This is a genomic window from Priestia sp. Y58, assembly GCF_029522095.1.
GTDB classification, from domain to species: Bacteria; Bacillota; Bacilli; order Bacillales; family Bacillaceae_H; genus Priestia; species Priestia megaterium_E.
On sequence record NZ_JAKWFL010000003.1, the window covers coordinates 449,512 to 468,137 of the forward strand.

An 18,626-nucleotide genomic window follows, 5' to 3' on the forward strand; every position below is an offset into this window, starting at 1 on the left:
TTTATAGAGGTTTCCTTTTTTAACGTTTAAAGCTATTAACAAGCTGTTTAAATGAGTTGGCTGTATATTTGACCGAATCTTTTTTGTACTGTACATCGGTTTTAATAGCTGCTTGTGTTACTTTTAAATGATTTGTTTTTTCTTTGATATGATCAGTTTCATTTTGAAGATGTTGAGAAGTGGCATTTACAGAGTTCACAGTTGGCTTGATTTTTTTATTAAATGATACGCCTGCGTAAATAAGATACGCGAGTGATGCCAAAACAACAGCTAAGCTTATATAAACAATAATCATCGGTGTGCCTCCTTTGTACGTATTTATATTTATATAGGTGAGAATAAAATATATACGAATATCATCCTCTTTATTTAATTGTTATACCCATTTTTAATCAAAACAAACAAAAGTCTGCCGAGAAGACAATATATTGGATTTTTTCTGAAATTTCATTCATCATTACATATAGAGTTACCCTGAAAGGAGAGAGAAGAAGAATGCCGTTAGATCCGCATATTCAAATATTTCTAAATCAATATAATGAAATGCCCCGTCCTTCTTTAGAGGACGTTACACCCCCACAGCTGAGGGAAATGGAAAAGATGTCTTTAACTCCTTCCAAAGAAGCAGTTAAAAAAGTATATAATAAAGACATTGAATTAAATGAACGTACGCTCACTATACGAGTGTATGAACCTGAAGGAACAGGGCCATTTCCCGCTCTTGTTTATTATCACGGAGGAGGCTGGGTATTAGGAAGCCTGGATACTCATGACTCCATATGCAGGTCGTATGCAAATGAAACGAACTGTATTGTAGTGTCTGTTGATTACCGTCTTGCTCCTGAGAGTAAATTTCCCGCTGCAGTAAACGATGCCTATGACGCCTTGGAGTGGATTTCAGCTCACGCGTCTCAATTAAATATCGATTCAAACAAAATTGCCGTCGGAGGCGACAGTGCCGGTGGCAACCTTGCTGCGGTTGTAAGCATTTTAGCAAAACAAAGACAAGGTCCATCCATTGTTCATCAGCTGCTTATTTATCCGTCTGTAGGATTTAAAAATCAGCACCCTGCCTCTATGAAAGAAAATGCTGAAGGATACCTTCTTTCAAAAGATCTCATGGATTGGTTTCGCCTTCAGTACTTAAATAATAAAGAAGAAGAACAGCATCCCTATAACGCTCCGGTATTACTAGAAGATTTATCGAGTCTACCGAGCGCTACCATTATTACAGCACAGTATGACCCTTTAAGAGATAGCGGAAAAGACTACGCGGCCGCATTAAAAAATCATGGTGTCCCCGTCACCTATGAAAATTATGAAACAATGATTCACGGGTTTTTAGGATTTCATGAATTTGTCCCACTCGCTCAGCAGGCAATTAATAAAAGCGCAGCTCAACTGCGTCAAGTATTTGATTCTATTTAAGTTGAAAAGATATATAGTCTCATAAATCATATGAACTTGAGAAAAACAGCACATTGATTTGCTGTTTTTCTTTATTGATAGAGAGAAAAGAATATAGGGAATAGTATGGGAATGAGCTTATCAAATTTATATGATACATACCCAAGTTGGGACGATATACAAGAACTTGATGGATTAGCTGAGTCTATATTATAAAGTTGGAAATGCCTTGGTTACCACTAAGAAGAAGCTAAGTCCTTAAGTTTCTAGCATATGACTATAATAAGTAACAAAGACACGCAAGTTCAGAGTTTCTAAATGGAAGTAACTCAAAAAAATTAAAACATCTTAATATCCTTAATCTGAATAGAGTAAAACAAATTAATGAATAACCATGTTTTTGTCGATGGCTTTTCTAATATTTAATTAAAAAAATAATAAAAATATAGTAAAATTGTAACTATTGGAAATAAAGGGAGAGAAGTGAAAAAATGATAGTAGTTATTGGTTTACTTTCAGTGTTTATCTTTATAGTTTTTTTAATATGGGGATTAATACAATTGGCAAGAAAGAAGAAAAGTAAGAAATATTTCATTATTGCACTAGTAAGTTTTATTCTATTTGCAATTCTAGCAACAGTGGACGGAAGTAAAGAAGAGGAACAACAAGTAGTTAAAAAAGAGAGTAAGGTTGAAAAGAAAGCAACTCCAACAGCAACAAGTGTAAAGCCTACATTGGCATTTACTGAAGCAGCAGCAATTGTTTATAAAATGGTTGGAGTAGAAGAACCGGATGAGGGAATTAACAAATCTAAATTCATTAAAGAAAATGTTATGAAGGGTTATTTAGCCACTAAGATGAAAAAACATGTTTACACATTCGCTGAAGCTGAAAAGTCTGGAGAATGGGTTCAAGTAACGTTTGATGATAATGACAAGTTAGTTAAGAAAGTTGAAATGAGTCCTAACTTAGAGAAGAAAGTAGTTGCTAGTGTAAATAAAGAAAAAGCAGCAGAAACAGCTAAAAAGGAAGAAGCTCAAAAAAAAGCTGATGAACAAAAGAAACAAGAGGAAGCTCAGCAATTAGAAGAACAAAAAGCTAAAGAGGAAGCACAAGCTAAGGCAGAAGAAGAGAAACGTAAACAAGAAGAAGCAGCCCGTATTGCTGAGGAAAAACGTGTAGCTGAACAGAAGCAAAAAGAACAAGTTGAGGCAGATCAAGCAGCACAGGCTCAACAGCAACAACAAACTCAGACAGTTTTCTATAAAAATTGTACAGAGGCTAGGGCAGCAGGAGCAGCACCTGTTTACCAAGGACAACCGGGTTACGCTAAACATCTAGACCGTGATGGTGATGGGGTTGGCTGTGACCAATAATAACTCATTAGAGTAAGTATAAAGTAAACTCCAAATCAACCTGGAAGGTTTATGATATTAGTAGAAAATATGACTAACCAGTATTAGTTAAAAAGCCCTTTCCTTAATTGGATTGGGCTTTTTTGCTTCTCAATTTTCCCGTACAATTTATCCACTTTAACATTCAAAACGCCAGCTAACTTAAGTGTTTTATCCATGCTGGAACAAACTAAAAAAGAAGAAAAGAAATTCTTGAGGTTATGGAAAGTATGATAATCGATTATAGAGAAGAAGGTATGGGGAATATTAGCGGTTTTAACGGAAATTTATTGGGGAATAAAAAAGAAATATAATTGAAAAAATAACAAAAATAACCTATTCTGTGGTATTATTTACTCGTTGAAGGGATGAGTACTGTGATAGAGCAATTGTAGGGGTTAAGCTTGAGATTCCTCAAATATGCCATAACGTAATGAACAATAGTTGCAGTCCCAACCAATTAATTATGAACTTAGAAAAAGTAATCAGCCAACTTAGTTTATCAGTTTAAAGTAACGCTATATAAAAAGAAATTTAAGGTACTTCTGGTTGTGGCTTCAATTAAACAAAAGGGGAGAATTCTGTGAAAAAGCTGCTAATTGGTACTGCTTTATTGTCTTTGAGTTTGACTATGGGTGCTTGTGACAGTGATGAGAAGGAAAATGATTCACTAGAGAAGAAAAGTGTAGCTGAAGCACATAAGAGGAAGTCTGAAGGCAAAGATTTAGATAAAAAGTCTGAATCTCAGCAAATTCAAAACGAACAGAAAGATTTACGTACGTATAGTGTAAAAGCTGAAAAAGAAAAAAAGCTAAAGAATTAGCAGAGCAGAAAGCAAGAGAAGAAGCGGAAGCTAAACGTCAAGCGGAAGTAGCTGAGCAACAAAGACAACAAAAGATTGCTGAACAACAACGTATCGCAGCGCAACAAGCAGAAGAACAAAAGAAACAACAAGCTCAAGTAGTACAAAGTCAACAGCAACAAACAAATGATGAAGAACTATCTCATGCGGACCAATATGAAGAACCTGAAGTAAATGAAGATATTTCTGCTCCAGATCAATACGAAGAAGAGGTTCGTCAACAACAAGAAGAAAATTTCACAGACGAAACAAAGCAACAAATTAATCAAGAAATGGAAGAAAACGATGGATATAGCTCTACTCTATGGCGATGTGATCAAGTGTTATATGGAGTACAAGAAGGATACATTTCAAAAGAAGAAGCAGGAGATTGTTTGAAATGACCCTATAACTAGAAGAATCTTTCTTGGAATATTTTTCTTGATACTATTGATAAAAAAACTATATAAATGGTACAATAGACTTATAATACTATAGCGGAACGTTGTTTTAACAGGGTTTATACGTTTTAAGTAAGGTGATTTTTTGAATGATAAAAAACAAGTAGGTCAGCTGATTCAAGATCTGCGAAAGATTGCGGAAATGACAACTGTCGAGTTATCAGAAGGAATTTGTACAGAAGAAGAGCTACATCGATTTGAACAAGGTGAAATTCATGCAAGCAGTGAAGTTCTCTATCATTTATCGAAACGCTTAGGGGTTCCGATGAATTATTTCTTTGAAGCAGGAGAGCTAACGCCCAACGATTATTCAAAAGAAATTAAATCGACCATTAGGCATTATATACGAAAACGCGATTATGAAACCGTGTTACATATGGTGAACAAAGAAAAAGATAATCCTATGTTTCAAGATCCTTTTCACGCACAATTTTTCCTATGGCACGAAGCCATATGTGATTATTATATTGGAAATAAATTTGAACAAGCGCTTCGTAAATTGGAAAAAGCCATTGCGTTCACGCGTACGAGCGAACAGTTTTATTCAGAAAAAGAGATTGCTATTTTAAATAGTATTGCCATTATTTACGAAGAAGAAGGTCATTTAAAAAAAGCGTTCAGTACGTTTATGGAAGGATTGCAGCATATTGCTTTGCTTCCTAAGTTAAAAGATCCTCTTGTCAAAATTCGAATTTTATATGGATTATCGCATGCGCTTTTGCAAATGGAACGTTATGAAAAGTCGGTTAAATATGCACAAGCAGGACTAGAGCTGTGTATTCAGCATGAGACGCTTTATTTATTAGGAGAACTGCACTATCAAATTGGAGAAGCACTCTGTCAGCTTGGTGAGCTTAAAGAAGGAATAGCCTACCTCGAAAAAGCTATTACTGTTTTTGAAATTGAGCAAAATGAAGCGTTTGTGACCATTATTAAAGAAGAGATGTCTAAATATCAAGATAAAAAAAAGAAGAGCTGATCGCTCTTCTTTTTTTTATCTCCAATACACTGGGTGTGGGTAAAATGGCCGAGGGCGAGGGTAAAAGTAAGGAGGATGGTAATAAATGGGACGAGGATAAGGGTAAGGATAAAATGGCCGAGGGCGAGGATATGGATAATAACCATAAGGGAATCTTTCGTCAGCTTCTTGGGGATTCGAATAATAATCATAGCTATATGGATACTCTTCTAAAGGTTGTTCCGGGTAATATTGATAATTCACTCTTTTCACCGCCTAAGTTTTTATGCTTTTTACTGTATTCATTATAGAAAGAATTGGAGTATGTACCCATCAAATTTTCCCTTTAAAAATTCGACGGGAGATAAGAAATATTTTAATAATAAAAAGAAATTAGGTTTCCTTTTTATTTTTTTGTAAGGTATCTGCTGTGTGAGTCAAAGTAGGCAGTTCGAAGCTTTTAATAAAAGAAGCGTAAGCAATCGTATCTTTAATAGGATTTACATAAGATAATGGTTGACCCCGGTAGCTGAAATTAAATGTAATCCAAGCAAAATCTTTATTATTGTTGGAAATCAGTTTTGCATTATGTATAAAAGCAGATGCGGCAATCATCGCATCTGGGCCTTTAATTTTTTTATTGGGTTCTATTTTAGCTTTTCTGCGAATTTGAGCTGCTAGCTGTGCAATTTCACTTGTAACGTCCACAATCTTATCTGTCATATCGTAAATATAATGATTTTTTACTGCTTGGACTTGAGGATTTGTTTCTACTTCCCAATGTGACAGAAGTTCTATTTCTACAACGGTAGGCATTAAAAATTCCGCGTTATTTGAAATAAGTTCATTAATATATTCCACAACTTCTGGATAATTAAGCGCATGTGAAGCCCAAATGTTTGTATCAATGATTACTTTTTCATCCAACACAAACCGTTCACTCCTCTCTACTAGCCATTCGTACCAGCTCTTCTAACCCAAAAGGTGAGTAAAGAGCCGCAGATTCTGAAAGCTGATTGCTTAATAGAAGCTTTTCATATTTAGTTAATCTAGTTTTTGCAGATTTTATGAGCTTTTCTTGTGTGCCATTTAATGTTTTATCTTTTTTATCGTACGTGCGTAGAACTTTATTTTGAGGTTTGTATTTAAGATTTTTTTATTCATAGGGGGTGAGGAAGGTGATTGCGGCGAGGGTTTTGTGTGAATTTTTCCATTTATTTTTATTTTGAAGTGCTTCTGAACTTCCTTGCTGTATGTTGATTTTTTGTCATCTACCAAGCGCTGTGCTTTCATGATATCCCTGCCTTTTATATAAATTTATATAGTATATGTGATGAAGTTTTTTCTTACTATTCCTTTTATATAAAAAGATCAAAAAATTAGCTTCCGGGAGTTATAAAATTAACTAATGTTTGCCTCGTGGGTGATAATCTCAGCGAATACCGGACAAAGGTTTAAAAACATGATATCGTGTAAGAGAAATAAATCAGTATAGGTTAGAGAAGGAACTACAAAAAAGGGGATGCAAAATGAAAACAGAAAAACAAAAAATGCTGGATGGAGAATTATATTTTTCCGCTGATCCGCAATTAATAAAAGAACGTGAAAACGCTCGAAGATTAACAAGGCTTTATAACCAAACAACAGAAAGGGAAGAAGAAATACGTACAAATTTATTAAAAGAACTGTTTGGTTCTACGGGAAGTTCTCTTTGCATTGAGCCTACTTTCCGCTGTGACTACGGTTCTAACATTCATGTTGGAGAAAATTTTTATGCTAACTTTGATTGCGTACTTTTAGATGTATGTGAAATAAGAATAGGAGATAATTGTTTTCTTGCACCAGGTGTACATATCTATACAGCAACTCATCCTTTACATGCCCTTGAAAGAATTTCAGGAGCTGAGTTTGGAAAGCGCGTAGAAATAGGAAATAACGTCTGGATTGGGGGAAGAGCCGTTATTAATCCTGGAGTGAAAATAGGCAACAATGCGGTAATTGCTTCGGGTGCCGTTGTGACAAAAGATGTTCCTGATAACGTGGTAGTCGGAGGCAATCCAGCAGTTATAATCAAGCATATTGAAAATTAAAGAATAACCAAAGAGCTTTTGCATTGTAAAAGCTCTTTGGTTATACAATGTTTTATTGCTGATTTGGCTCGTCCTCATTTATAATGTTTCGATAAAATGTAAAAATCTACATATTTCCTTCCCGGATCATCCATACTTTATTGACAAAGGAAAATTAATCATGGTATATTATCTTTAATTAAAGATATTTAAATTAAAGATAAATAATAAATGATAAACTAGACGAGTTATCCGGAGGAATGTAGAATGAACCACTTAAAAGGAATACACCACGTAACCGCTATTACAAGCAGTGCAGAAAAGAATTATGAATTTTTCACCTATGTGTTAGGCATGCGCTTAGTCAAAAAAACGGTCAATCAAGATGATATTCAAACGTATCATTTGTTTTTTGCAGATGATAAAGGAAGCGCCGGAACGGACATGACTTTTTTTGATTTTCCAGGCATCCCGAAAGGTTTTCACGGAACAAATGAAATTTCAAAAACATCTTTCCGCGTTCCAAATGATGCGGCTTTAGACTATTGGATAAAGCGCTTTGATCGCTTAGAAGTAAAGCATACGGGGATTCAAGAGCTATTTGGGAAAAAGACGCTTTCGTTTGTTGATTTTGATGATCAGCAGTATCAGTTAATTTCCGATGAAGGAAATCAAGGAGTTGAATCAGGCACTCCTTGGCAAAAAGGCCCTGTACCTCTTCAATACGCTATTACGGGACTTGGTCCTATCTTTATTCGTATCGCCGAGTTTAATTACTTTAAAGAAATGATGGAAAAAGTCCTTTTATTTAAAGAGATTGCTCAAGAAGGAGATCTTCACCTATTCGAAGTAGGAGAAGGAGGAAACGGGGCGCAAGTAGTAGTTGAACATAATGAAAAACTTCCGCAGGCTCAGCAAGGATTTGGAACGATTCATCACGTTGCTTTTCGCGTAGAAAATCGACAGGCTCTTGAAGAGTGGATTAACCGAATGCCAAGCTTCGGTTTCCATACGTCTGGTTATGTGAATCGTCACTTCTTTGAATCGTTGTATGCAAGAGTGGCTCCGCAAATTTTATTTGAATTTGCGACAGATGGACCAGGATTTATGGGAGATGAACCTTACGAAACGCTCGGAGAAAAATTATCACTGCCTCCGTTTTTAGAGCCGAAACGTGCAGAAATTGAGAAGCTCGTGCGTCCGATTGATACAGTAAGAAGTACAAAAGAGTTTATGAAAGAATAGTACACAAAAAACACTCAAATAGCTATTTGAGTGTTTTTTGCTGTTTCAAAGATGAATCAGCTTTCAAAACGCTAAAAAAGAACGTGTTTTTGATATTTTCTACTTATATATATACCTGTCGCGAATGTTTACTTGAAACTGCCAATGTTCTACAAGGAAGGAGTAGGAGTGGGTTGTGCATAGCCTTCTTTATATTTTTCATCGATGTCTTTGCGGATATCTTTTATTGATTTGCCTCGGTTATAGTCGAGCATAGCTTTAGCTGCAATTTCTATACACAATCCGCATTTTGTTCCATGATCATCCCAGACAACTGCTCCATTTCTTTTGTTTTTAAAAATAAAGCAGTCATAGCTGTTTTTGTGATTCGCTTCCATGCCACATCCGCAGTAGCAAGGGATTTTTTCAAGTAGTTCACGATTTTTAGCAACGGATAGATAAACTAGTTTCATATCTTTAGGCTGGTTCTTCAAAAACTGTGGTAAAACATCTGCTCCTGGAGTCTCTTCGCGAATATCAGCAACTGCAGCTTTATGATGTTCATGACCTGAATGTGCAGAAGAGTTTGTAGCAGAAGAAGTTGTTGTATTATTTGAACAAGCGGATAATCCAATACTTGTAGCGAGAATCCCCAACAAAATAATTGATTTTTTCAATATAATTAACATCCTTTCATGTAAAAATAAATGATAGTTGCATCATACACGGCAGTTTATCTATGTAGATAATCAAATACCTGCTTGTTTATATCTAATTCTCTATAAGTATGCAGAGCGGTTATCGTGTATGATAGAGATGGACGAGGAAAAAATATGAAGCATGAATTTATCATAAGGTGCGTTTTGTAAGTAATTGGACAGAAGGAGAAAGTGAACGGAGGTTAAACAGTAGTGAGTGAACAAAATCAACGTCTTTTTGAATATATTTTAGATAATTCAGCCTCTATCAGTGAAGAATGGCTGCGCCAAAGAAGTAATATTAAAGGATCGATTTACTCAAAGGACGCAGACGCTTCAGTTGAGAAAAAGCTGCGCGAGCAGCATCGTTATACGATCGAAACAATTGCGAGCGGCTTTCTTGACGATCAAGAGATTTTTAAACAACGTATGATGAAATGGACGACGGAAGTAGTAAACAGCAGAATTAAATTTGATACGCCGATTTACGAGGTAGTAGAAGCGCTAAGTAAAACAAGAAAAATTATTTGGACGTACGTCAAAACATATAGTCTGATACATTCATCTATTACAAAAGAAGAGATACTGTCTTGGAGTGAAGTTTATCATACAACATTTGATAAACTCATTAATGAATTCTCCGAACAGTATTATAAAATCACGAGGCAAAAAATAAGTCTTCAGCAAGAGCTAATCGACGAAACGAGTTTTCCTGTTATTCCAATTGTAGATCACATCGCGGTCTTGCCTTTGGTAGGGCTTATTGATGAAATCAAAGGCGATTCTATTATCGAGGTTGTTCCAAAAAAGTGTGCAGAAAAACATATAAGGCATCTAGTCATTGACTTATCGGGTGTAAATTATGTAGATACGTATGTCGCTCACAAATTTTTTGATTTGATTAACATTTTGCAGCTGCTAGGCATCCATGCGATTATGTCAGGAGTGAGTCCTGACATGGCTCAGACGGCTGTTAATGTAGGAATTAGTTTTAATAAAATTGAAACGTTTGGACATTTAAAACAAGCTCTCTCTTCGCTTGGTGTAAAGAAAAAAGAAGAATGAAGTATAGAAATGCTAAATCGAAACGGAACTGAGACCTTTACTCTGAGTTCCGTTTCCTTTTGTTTTTCTATATTCTGCTGTATTCAAAATCTTGTAAGCATGCCTTACAAACTTCTTTTCATATGGGGACAAATGGAAGATACTAAGAAGCAAACAAACGGCGGTTTTCTATGCCAAACGTCTCGTTTAACTCAAAAATGGAGGTGTAAAGAGAAGAATAAGAGAAGTACATAATGAGATAGTTAAAGCCTTAGATAAGTACTGATAAGCCGTGTGATTAAGGAGGAGTTCTATGAAAATAATTTATCTTCTTTGCCTGCTTCCGTTTGTAGGAATATTAGGTTTATTGCCTTTTGTTAACAAAGTAACGCCGTTTATTTTAGGGATGCCTTTTTTTCTCTTTTGGATTGTTATGTGGGTAATCCTTACGTCTTTTATTATGGGCATTGTGTACAAGCTCGATCCTGCTGTTAAAGGAGGAGATAAATAATGAATACCGCTCTGATTATTATTTTTGGTTTTTTACTTTTAGCTATTTATCTTGGAATTCGAGCTACGCGAGGCAAACAAATGGATTTAGAACAGTGGAGCGTAGGCGGCAGAGGTTTTGGAACTGTTTTTGTCTTCTTTTTGATGGCGGGTGAAATCTATACTACTTTTACGTTTCTAGGAGGAAGCGCTTGGGCATATGGAAAAGGAGGGCCAGCGTTTTATATTTTAGCCTATATTTCTTTAGCGTACGTGTTAGGGTATTGGATTGGCCCGCAAATATGGCGATATGCGAAGCAGCATAAGCTCATGTCTCAGCCGGATTTTTTTGTTTCAAAATACAAAAGTCCGTTTCTTGGCATCGTTGTTTCATGTGCAGGGGTGCTGGCAATTGTTCCTTATATTATTTTACAGTTCAAAGGCCTAGGTATTATTGTATCTGAAGCTTCTTATGGCTCTATCTCTTCAACTGCAGCTATTTGGATTGGAGCCATATCACTAACGGTTTACTTAATGATATCAGGCATACATGGTTCCGCGTGGACGGCTATTGTTAAAGATATTATGATTTTTATTGTCGTCTTATTTTTAGGAATATATATGCCGTTTCATTACTACGGAGGCTTACAGCCGATGTTTGAGGCTGTGCATCAAGCAAATCCAACGTTTCTTACTCTTCCCAAGACAGGTCTAAGTATTTCGTGGTTTATTTCTACAGTCATGCTGACCGTATTAGGATTTTACATGTGGCCGCATACGTTTAATGCAACGTATTCAGCTGAAAACGAGAATGTATTTCGAAAGAATTCTATTATAAGTCCTATTTATACGTTAATGCTACTTTTTGTCTTTTTTGTAGGGTTTACTGCTCTTATGCAGGTACCTGGACTACAAGGCGCAGAAGCGGACTTGTCACTGCTTCGTCTTTCCATTCAAACATTTGACCCGTGGATTGTCGGCTTTATTGGCGCAGCTGGTTTATTAACAGCGCTTGTGCCTGGATCGATGCTTTTGATGGCAGCTTCTACGTCACTATCTAAAAACGTTTATGGCGTTCTTGTTCCCTCAGCGACGGGCAAACAAATTTCGATACTGGCTAAATGCTTCGTACCGGTTATTGCGCTTGTTTCAGTCTATTTTACCCTTCATGGAGGGAATACGATTGTAACGCTTTTACTAATGGGCTACAGTATTGTGACGCAGCTGTTTCCTGCTTTTATTTTTAGTTTAATGAAAAATAATATCGTGACTAAATACGGGGCATGTGCAGGTATTGTTGCCGGCATTGCGTCTGTGATGTATATAACAATTACTGAAACAACGCTTGGCACGTTGTTTCCTGCGTTGCCACAAATCATTAAAGATACAAATGTCGGCGTTATTTCTTTATTTATTAATTTAGTGGTATTAATGGTGGTCAGTTTAGCAACGAAAAAAATCGCCGCACAGCCGCATTTTGAAAGCGGGGCGGTAGATGGAAAACAAATTTTGTGAAAATCTTTTTCCAATTGCGTTTTAAGAACAACATGAAGGGTATAAAAGTAGTGCATCACCAAAATGTTCAATATGGCTGCAAGATATAAGCAGCCTTCTCGATAAAATGTAACGATTGCGTTGTTTTTAAACATAGGTAACGAGTGTAAAAAGCAACAAGACGTATGCCACAAGCGGTGTACGTCTTTTCTATGAAAGATATTTACCTAAAAAAGGAGATGATAACATGACATCTGAAAAAGCATTTGAGCAAAAGAAAGATCTTTTAATGAATCAAATTATTGAATCAGGTTATTTTAAAGCAGAAGACGGGAGACATTTGTACGAATTGAATTTAAGTGAACTAGAACAAACGCATCACGATCTTCAAAACCAAAAGGTAAGAGAAATATAATTAAAATCTTCCAGATTATTAGAAATTCAGCTGACTTGGTATATATGTGTAAGCACCAGCTGTTCAGGTTGTTCCTCCGCGGCTTTTTGCTTGAAAGCAGGCACTTTTCTTTTTCTTCCGGTGCGTTTACAGCCTCGCTGTTTCCAAACATACTCCTCAAACATATAACTCAACACTTAAGAAATAGGCGAATAAAAACAAAAAAAGCGCAGCTTCTGCGCTTTTTTTGTTGAGTTAAAAACGAGTGGAGGCCGCTGTTTTTTTAGGTTTGTTCATTGCTTTTTTTAATACTTCAGAAAAATAGGGCTCTCCGCTAGGATTTTGCTGTCTTAGCAAGTCAATGGTTCCTTTCACGTCATCCATAGCTCTGTGAGCGTGCTCTCTCTCAATATCATGATGGTCAAGAAGCGTTGTTAGTTTTTTATTAGGAAAGCCGTACTCTTTCCATTTGACAGCACGCATAGAGCAGTGCCATTTTTGGTTAAATAAAGATGGATACCGTTTTAAAAGAAAACTGCGATCGAAAGAAGCATTATGAGCGATGATAGCCGAAACGCTAGTTAACAGCGATTCCACTTTTTTATCGTCTAATGTTTTATTTTTGACCATCTCATTTGTAATTCCCGTTAAGTTTGTAATATACGGGAAAATGGGAGTTGAAGGCATATTAAATTCTTCATATTCTTCTACAATGTCGATTATTTCTCCGGTAGAAGAATCGTAAGAAACAACAGCAATTGCTAGTTCGATAATATCGCATGTTTGAGCACTTAATCCCGTTGTTTCAACATCTAAAACGGCTGCTAATTTCACTTGTTCAGTTGACAACTCGTCTCCCTCCCCTTCTATTTGTCATTCTATTAGCTTATCATTTTTTAACAGAAAACGTTAGTGAAAAAGATGAGGGAGCACGTACATGGATTTATTTTATACGCCTGCGTGGAAAAGGAATTTACTTTTTTAAAGGAGATGACGATAGCAAAGGAGAATAGTAATATTTACTCATCTAAATTAAGTCTTCATTGAAAATAATGAAATGAAGGAAGAAGGGGATCGTTATCATGCAATTGCTGTATATGGTACTTTTTCTTGTCTTAATTTTTTGGGGAGTTACATCTTTTATTCATTACAGGAATCAAACTATTAAAGTTCGTTTGAACAAACATTATACGAATGCAGTAGAATGGATTGAAGCCGTTAAACAAGAACTGGAAAAGCAAGGGAAATCCGTGAGTTATGAAGGGGATTTCTTGTTTAAAATTGATGAAAAACCTTATGAAATCGCAGCGCGTAATATGTCTATTTGGAGCATGTCGCTCTATCATATCTTGCTGCAGCGTCAAAAAGAACATTCTTAAATTTACTTGCATACAGAGATTATCACTTCTCGGCTATTGAGAAGTGATTTTTTTTATCTTTCTGTATCCATAATGGGGAATTTTTTGTTTTTATATAATAGTAATACGGAAAAGATAGTTCTAATTCCCTAAAAAAATACGCTTCATATATTTTCAGTTTTGGTTGTCGGTTTGGCATGGAATTTGCATATGTAAGAAGGGTTTATCAGACATTTTAATTGTCAGGAAAAGAAAACTAGTTACATGCTATAAAACTATTTTACATTATCTACTAGAATCAAAAAATTTTAATAATATAGTAAAATGTAGTTGACCTTCCTAGTTTTAGAATATAAAATAAATCTTGCTAATAGTTTGAAAATTCTAAAATGGAGGGGTTTACTTGAAAAGCTGGAAAAAGATTTTGGGGACATCTTTTCTTGCCACAACTGTTACATTAAGCGGAGTGGGGCCAGTACTTATGAATGGAAGTACGGCTTCAGCTAAAACCGCACAATCGGAGGAACTTCCGAGTTCACCAATTGATATGAATACAGTACCGGAAGAAAGATTGGCTAACGCACTGAAAAACCAAGGAGTTATTTCTCAAAGTGCAACACCGCAAGAAGTGAAGAAAGCCGTTACTTCTTACATAAACAAAAAAGATGCACATAAAGAGAGCATGAAGGGACATAAAGCTAGCAAAATTGATTTGAAAGCGAAAGAAATGCAAACAAAACAAAAAGAAAAGTTTCAACGAGGCGAATTTGCTAATATTAAGTCTCAAGGAAACAATTCGGGCAACGGGGTAAACGTTAAACCTGCAGCTCAGGCCAAATATAACGGACAAGTGAGAAAAGATAAAGTTCTTGTTCTTTTAGTCGAATACGCAGACTTTAAGCACAACAATGTCGTTCAAGAATCTGGTTACATGTATGCAAAAGATTTTAATCGAAATCACTATCAGCAATTAATGTTTGGAAAGAAAGACTTTACGTTATTTAATGGTAAGAAAATTAAAACGTTTAAACAATATTATGAAGAACAGTCTGGAGGTAGTTACACAGTAGATGGAACGGTTTCTGACTGGTTAACTGTACCTGGAAACGCAAAGGAATACGGAGCAGACAATCCAGCGGGAGGAAACGATAATGCGCCTGGATCTAAAGGGCCTCGTAATCTCGTAAAAGAAGCACTTGCTGCAGCTGCAAAAAGCGGCATTAACCTTTCAGATTATGACCAGTTCGATCAATATGATATCGATGGAGACGGCAACCGCAATGAGCCTGACGGCATAGTGGACCACTTAATGGTCATTCATGCTGGAACTGGGCAAGAAGCAGGTGGAGGTAAACTAGGAAACGATGCTATTTGGTCTCATCGCTCTACTTTGGGACAAGTGTATAAAGTTCCTGGAACAAACATGGCTGCTTATGATTATACAATTGAACCAGAAGACGGAGCAGTTGGCGTTTTTGCTCATGAATTTGGCCATGATTTAGGTTTGCCCGATGAGTATGATACACAGTATACGGGTCAAGGTGAGCCGGTAGGCGTTTGGTCAATTATGAGTGGAGGGAGCTGGGCTGGTGAAGTAGCTGGAACAGAACCGACAAGTTTCTCCCCGCAAAATAAAGAGTTTTTCCAAGCAAATATGGGTGGAAACTGGGCAAATATTCAACAAATCGACAGCAAAAACATTACAAAATCGGGCTCTGTGAGCGTGGTTGATCAAAGCGTGACAAAATCTAAACGACCGGGTATTGTAAAGATTAATTTACCTAAAAAAGCTGTTCAAGGCATTAAGCCAGAGTTTGGAAGCAACTACTACTACAGTAAACGCGGAGACGATCTGCATACGACAATGACGACGCCAGAGTTTGATTTAACAGCAGCTCAAACAGCTAAATTCAATTACAAAGCGTTCTATGAAGTAGAGGCAGAATACGATTACTTATATGTAAATGCAATTCTTCCTGACGGCTCAAAAGTTCTGTTAGATACAATTGGTGATAAAGCGAACAATGCAGATGGTTCTGCTGAAACATCTAACGGAAAATGGGAAGATAAAAGCTATGACTTAACGCAGTTTAAAGGTAAAAAAATCAAGCTTCAATTCGAATACGTAACGGACGGAGGACTTGCTCTTCAAGGATTTGCACTTGATAATGCCAGTTTAGTAGTAGATGGAAAAACGGTATTTACGGACGATGCTGAAGGAGCGCCAAAAGTAACGTTAGATGGATTTGAAAAGACAAACGGCATCAGCTATAAAGACAACTATTATTACCTTGAGTGGAGAAACTATGCGGGCAGCGATAAAGCACTTCAATTCGCGCGAGGTGCAAAATATAATACAGGCATGCTGCTTTGGTACGCAGATGAAAGCTACCTTGATAACTGGGTAGGACAGCACCCAGGTGAAGGATTCCTTGGCGTAGTTGATTCCCATGCTCATAAAGTTCTTTACTTTAATGTGAATGGGATTAGCACAACAGCAAATTCAAGCCGATATCAAATTGCAGACGCGGCGTTCTCATTTGATAAATCACCTGCTTGGTCATATTCCCATAAAACGTGGGGAACTATTTCATCTGAAGAATCAAATGGAGTTACAAGCTTCAACGACAAAAAATCGTATTTAGATGAAAGAATTAAAGATGCAGGCCGCTTGCTTCCTCAAAACGGATTAAAATTAGACGTAATTGGTGAAGCAAAAGACAATTCAGCTGGTGCTGTATGGATTCATAAGTAAAATTAGACGTATTCAAAAAAGATCTGAAGAGCGTATTCTTCGGATCTTTTTTTATGTTAGAAAATCAAAATAAACTATGAGCTAAATAATCAAAGGATTTAATGCCGTTTAAAAAAAAAAATAAAGGGAATTTTCAACAGTGAATAATTGTTATTATGTCATGAAATTCATCCATATAATCAATACTAATAGGTAAAGAAAATATTGAAAAGGAGTTCTAACTATGAGCTATCGTATCGAAAGAGATTCAATTGGAGAAATCAAAGTGGCAGAAGATAAACTATGGGGAGCGCAAACGCAAAGAAGTAAAGAAAATTTTCCAATCGGGATTGAAAAAATGCCGATTGAAGTAATACGCGCTTTTGCGGTTTTGAAGAAAAGTGCAGCTATTAGTAATCATAAACTAGGCAAACTATCAGCAGGGAAATCGGAAGCCATCGTACAAGCTGCTAACGAAATTATTGAAGGGAAATGGAATGAACATTTTCCTTTAGTGGTATGGCAGACAGGAAGCGGAACGCAATCAAACATGAATGTAAATGAAGTGATTTCCCACCGGGGAAACCAGCTAATAAATGGCGACGAAACGCTCCATCCAAATGATGATGTCAATATGTCACAAAGCTCTAACGATACTTTTCCTACAGCTCTTCATATTGCAGCTGTACTAGAAGTCGAAGATCAATTATTGCCTGCTCTAAAAACATTAAAAGAAACATTCGCTGCGAAGCAAGAGCAGTTTAAAGATATTATTAAAATAGGCAGAACCCATTTACAAGATGCTACACCGCTAACACTAGGACAAGAAATTAGCGGATGGCATCATATGCTCGAAAAGAATGAAGAAATGATTAAACAAAGCGTAGAGTATATGAAGGAGCTAGCTATTGGCGGTACAGCTGTTGGGACGGGGATAAATGCACATCCCGACTTCGGCGATGAAGTAGCGAAAGAAATCAGCAGCACGCTTGGAAAAACATTTATCTCAGCACCTAATAAATTTCATGCATTAACAAGTCACGATCAAGTGGTTTATGCCCACGGTGCACTCAAAGCCTTAGCAGCTGACTTAATGAAAATCGCCAATGACGTACGCTGGCTGGCAAGCGGTCCTCGGAGCGGACTAGGCGAAATTACGATTCCTGCTAACGAACCAGGAAGTTCTATTATGCCTGGGAAAGTAAATCCAACTCAAAGTGAAGCTCTAACAATGGTTTCTGCACAAGTGCTTGGGAATGACGTGACGATTGGCATTGCGGCTAGTCAAGGAAACTTTGAATTGAATGTATTTAAGCCGGTTATTATTTATAATTTTTTACAATCAGTCAGATTGCTGACAGATTCCATGCAGGCTTTTAACGATAAATGCGCAGTAGGAATTGAACCCAACAAAGAAAAGATTCAGCATAATCTAGAAAATTCTCTTATGCTTGTAACAGCGTTAAATCCGCACATAGGGTATGAAAATGCGGCTAAAATTGCCAAGATGGCTCATCAGGAAGGAACGACATTAAAAGAAGCAGCGGTAAAAACAGGTCTTCTGACAGAAGAACAATTTGAACAATGGGTAAATCCTGCTAATATGATTCATCCATCAAAATAAAACAAGAAGCCAAGCATTCTGAGCTGCTTGGCTTCTTGTTTTTAATAAAATAAACATTGTTCTAAATAAACATTTAAAAAGAAATTGCGGATTAAAAGAAATTTTACACTACCTTATACTAGATTCAAGTACATACGATTAGGGTATTTACATTTTTATAAAGGAGGGATTCAAGTGACGTACGAAGTGAAGTTTTATTTTGGAAATGAAAAATCAATCAGTACATTGGTTGAATCAGAAAATGTAAAAGAGCTTGAGGAATCTATTATTCATACGCAAGGATGGTATCGTTATTATGACAAAAAACACGAAGCTTATTTAGCTATTCAAATGAGCAACGTTTTACACATCGTTATAAAAGAATATCAAGATCCGGAAAAACAGGGGTTTTGAGAGATTCGTCGTATACATAAGGAAGCTAGCAAAAGAGGTGAAAA

At 36.4% G+C, this 18,626-nt stretch carries 20 protein-coding genes; 15 read left to right on the forward strand and 5 right to left on the reverse strand.

Features of this window, described 5'->3' with window-relative positions; translation table 11 throughout:
* Positions 1 to 19: 19 nt before the first annotated feature.
* Entirely contained in the window at positions 20 to 295 is a 276-nt protein-coding gene (locus tag MMB68_RS12315) for a hypothetical protein (protein WP_025752355.1), read from the reverse strand.
* A 200-nt stretch (positions 296 to 495) separates the two neighbouring features.
* Here MMB68_RS12315 and MMB68_RS12320 point away from each other — a divergent pair, with 200 nt between their 5' ends.
* From MMB68_RS12320 to MMB68_RS12330, 3 genes are all read left to right on the forward strand, one after another.
* A complete protein-coding gene (locus MMB68_RS12320; RefSeq protein ID WP_269870636.1) occupies positions 496 to 1,428 on the forward strand; it encodes an alpha/beta hydrolase in 933 nt (310 codons plus the stop codon).
* A 470-nt stretch (positions 1,429 to 1,898) separates the two neighbouring features.
* The gene (locus MMB68_RS12325; RefSeq protein ID WP_269870637.1) at positions 1,899 to 2,783 is read left to right on the forward strand and encodes an excalibur calcium-binding domain-containing protein; all 885 of its coding nucleotides are present in this window, start codon (positions 1,899 to 1,901) and stop codon (positions 2,781 to 2,783) included.
* A gap of 601 nt (positions 2,784 to 3,384) precedes the next feature.
* Positions 3,385 to 3,624, forward strand: a complete 240-nt coding sequence (locus MMB68_RS12330; RefSeq protein WP_277548893.1) for a hypothetical protein — start codon at positions 3,385 to 3,387, stop codon at positions 3,622 to 3,624.
* 30 nt (positions 3,625 to 3,654) lie between these two features.
* Here the strand turns inward: MMB68_RS12330 and MMB68_RS12335 are convergent, their stop codons facing one another.
* Entirely contained in the window at positions 3,655 to 3,789 is a 135-nt protein-coding gene (locus MMB68_RS12335; protein WP_277548894.1) for a hypothetical protein, read from the reverse strand.
* Positions 3,790 to 4,188: 399 nt separating this feature from the next.
* On the opposite strand from MMB68_RS12335, the gene MMB68_RS12340 reads away from it, so the two are divergent.
* Positions 4,189 to 5,082: a helix-turn-helix domain-containing protein gene (locus MMB68_RS12340; RefSeq protein ID WP_221783115.1), complete on the forward strand. Its 894-nt coding sequence runs from the start codon at positions 4,189 to 4,191 to the stop codon at positions 5,080 to 5,082.
* Positions 5,083 to 5,126: 44 nt separating this feature from the next.
* Positions 5,127 to 5,372, forward strand: a complete 246-nt coding sequence (locus MMB68_RS12345; RefSeq protein WP_221783116.1) for a hypothetical protein — start codon at positions 5,127 to 5,129, stop codon at positions 5,370 to 5,372.
* An 82-nt stretch (positions 5,373 to 5,454) separates the two neighbouring features.
* Here MMB68_RS12345 and MMB68_RS12350 read toward each other — a convergent pair whose 3' ends face one another.
* On the reverse strand, positions 5,455 to 5,991 hold the full coding sequence (locus MMB68_RS12350) for a PIN domain-containing protein (protein WP_221783117.1): 537 nt from the start codon (positions 5,989 to 5,991) through the stop codon (positions 5,455 to 5,457).
* Positions 5,992 to 6,590: 599 nt separating this feature from the next.
* Here MMB68_RS12350 and MMB68_RS12355 point away from each other — a divergent pair.
* Both MMB68_RS12355 and MMB68_RS12360 read left to right on the forward strand, forming a co-directional pair.
* Entirely contained in the window at positions 6,591 to 7,151 is a 561-nt protein-coding gene (locus MMB68_RS12355; RefSeq protein ID WP_277548895.1) for a maltose acetyltransferase domain-containing protein, read from the forward strand.
* 246 nt (positions 7,152 to 7,397) lie between these two features.
* Positions 7,398 to 8,375, forward strand: coding sequence for a ring-cleaving dioxygenase (locus MMB68_RS12360; RefSeq protein WP_277548896.1), 978 nt, complete (start codon positions 7,398 to 7,400; stop codon positions 8,373 to 8,375).
* Positions 8,376 to 8,524: 149 nt separating this feature from the next.
* Here the strand turns inward: MMB68_RS12360 and MMB68_RS12365 are convergent, their stop codons facing one another.
* Complete coding sequence (locus tag MMB68_RS12365) at positions 8,525 to 9,031, reverse strand: PCYCGC motif-containing (lipo)protein (RefSeq protein WP_013083117.1); 507 nt, start codon at positions 9,029 to 9,031, stop codon at positions 8,525 to 8,527.
* A gap of 234 nt (positions 9,032 to 9,265) precedes the next feature.
* Between MMB68_RS12365 and MMB68_RS12370 the strand changes: the two genes are divergently transcribed.
* From MMB68_RS12370 to MMB68_RS12385, 4 genes are all read left to right on the forward strand, one after another.
* The gene (locus MMB68_RS12370) at positions 9,266 to 10,117 is read left to right on the forward strand and encodes an STAS domain-containing protein (protein ID WP_264409153.1); all 852 of its coding nucleotides are present in this window, start codon (positions 9,266 to 9,268) and stop codon (positions 10,115 to 10,117) included.
* 292 nt (positions 10,118 to 10,409) lie between these two features.
* Positions 10,410 to 10,607: a DUF3311 domain-containing protein gene (locus MMB68_RS12375; RefSeq protein WP_013083119.1), complete on the forward strand. Its 198-nt coding sequence runs from the start codon at positions 10,410 to 10,412 to the stop codon at positions 10,605 to 10,607.
* Positions 10,607 to 12,100: a sodium:solute symporter family protein gene (locus MMB68_RS12380; protein WP_277548897.1), complete on the forward strand. Its 1,494-nt coding sequence runs from the start codon at positions 10,607 to 10,609 to the stop codon at positions 12,098 to 12,100. The genes MMB68_RS12375 and MMB68_RS12380 overlap by 1 nt, the downstream gene beginning before the upstream one ends.
* Positions 12,101 to 12,326: 226 nt before the next feature.
* Positions 12,327 to 12,494, forward strand: a complete 168-nt coding sequence (locus MMB68_RS12385; RefSeq protein WP_081085234.1) for a Fur-regulated basic protein FbpA — start codon at positions 12,327 to 12,329, stop codon at positions 12,492 to 12,494.
* A 234-nt stretch (positions 12,495 to 12,728) separates the two neighbouring features.
* Here MMB68_RS12385 and MMB68_RS12390 read toward each other — a convergent pair whose 3' ends face one another.
* Complete coding sequence (locus MMB68_RS12390) at positions 12,729 to 13,322, reverse strand: exonuclease domain-containing protein (RefSeq protein ID WP_221783125.1); 594 nt, start codon at positions 13,320 to 13,322, stop codon at positions 12,729 to 12,731.
* A 233-nt stretch (positions 13,323 to 13,555) separates the two neighbouring features.
* Between MMB68_RS12390 and MMB68_RS12395 the strand changes: the two genes are divergently transcribed.
* The 4 genes from MMB68_RS12395 (at position 13,556) to MMB68_RS12410 (ending at position 18,582) form a co-directional block, all read left to right on the forward strand.
* The gene (locus MMB68_RS12395; RefSeq protein WP_264409155.1) at positions 13,556 to 13,852 is read left to right on the forward strand and encodes a hypothetical protein; all 297 of its coding nucleotides are present in this window, start codon (positions 13,556 to 13,558) and stop codon (positions 13,850 to 13,852) included.
* Positions 13,853 to 14,234: 382 nt separating this feature from the next.
* The gene (locus MMB68_RS12400; RefSeq protein ID WP_277548899.1) at positions 14,235 to 16,586 is read left to right on the forward strand and encodes an immune inhibitor A domain-containing protein; all 2,352 of its coding nucleotides are present in this window, start codon (positions 14,235 to 14,237) and stop codon (positions 16,584 to 16,586) included.
* A 223-nt stretch (positions 16,587 to 16,809) separates the two neighbouring features.
* Entirely contained in the window at positions 16,810 to 18,189 is a 1,380-nt protein-coding gene (gene fumC, locus MMB68_RS12405; RefSeq protein WP_277548901.1) for a class II fumarate hydratase, read from the forward strand.
* Positions 18,190 to 18,363: 174 nt separating this feature from the next.
* Complete coding sequence (locus MMB68_RS12410) at positions 18,364 to 18,582, forward strand: hypothetical protein (RefSeq protein WP_108674720.1); 219 nt, start codon at positions 18,364 to 18,366, stop codon at positions 18,580 to 18,582.
* Positions 18,583 to 18,626 lie beyond the last annotated feature (44 nt).

What these genes read in the sequence shown, in the direction of transcription:
- MMB68_RS12315 (WP_025752355.1), bottom strand. Translation starts at nt 295, where the DNA reads ATGATTATTGTTTATATAAGCTTAGCTGTTGTTTTGGCATCACTCGCG.
- MMB68_RS12320 (WP_269870636.1), top strand. Translation starts at nt 496, where the DNA reads ATGCCGTTAGATCCGCATATTCAAATATTTCTAAATCAATATAATGAA.
- MMB68_RS12325 (WP_269870637.1), top strand. Translation starts at nt 1,899, where the DNA reads ATGATAGTAGTTATTGGTTTACTTTCAGTGTTTATCTTTATAGTTTTT.
- MMB68_RS12345 (WP_221783116.1), top strand. Translation starts at nt 5,127, where the DNA reads ATGGCCGAGGGCGAGGGTAAAAGTAAGGAGGATGGTAATAAATGGGAC.
- MMB68_RS12355 (WP_277548895.1), top strand. Translation starts at nt 6,591, where the DNA reads ATGAAAACAGAAAAACAAAAAATGCTGGATGGAGAATTATATTTTTCC.
- MMB68_RS12360 (WP_277548896.1), top strand. Translation starts at nt 7,398, where the DNA reads ATGAACCACTTAAAAGGAATACACCACGTAACCGCTATTACAAGCAGT.
- MMB68_RS12375 (WP_013083119.1), top strand. Translation starts at nt 10,410, where the DNA reads ATGAAAATAATTTATCTTCTTTGCCTGCTTCCGTTTGTAGGAATATTA.
- MMB68_RS12380 (WP_277548897.1), top strand. Translation starts at nt 10,607, where the DNA reads ATGAATACCGCTCTGATTATTATTTTTGGTTTTTTACTTTTAGCTATT.
- MMB68_RS12385 (WP_081085234.1), top strand. Translation starts at nt 12,327, where the DNA reads ATGACATCTGAAAAAGCATTTGAGCAAAAGAAAGATCTTTTAATGAAT.
- MMB68_RS12395 (WP_264409155.1), top strand. Translation starts at nt 13,556, where the DNA reads ATGCAATTGCTGTATATGGTACTTTTTCTTGTCTTAATTTTTTGGGGA.
- fumC (WP_277548901.1), top strand. Translation starts at nt 16,810, where the DNA reads ATGAGCTATCGTATCGAAAGAGATTCAATTGGAGAAATCAAAGTGGCA.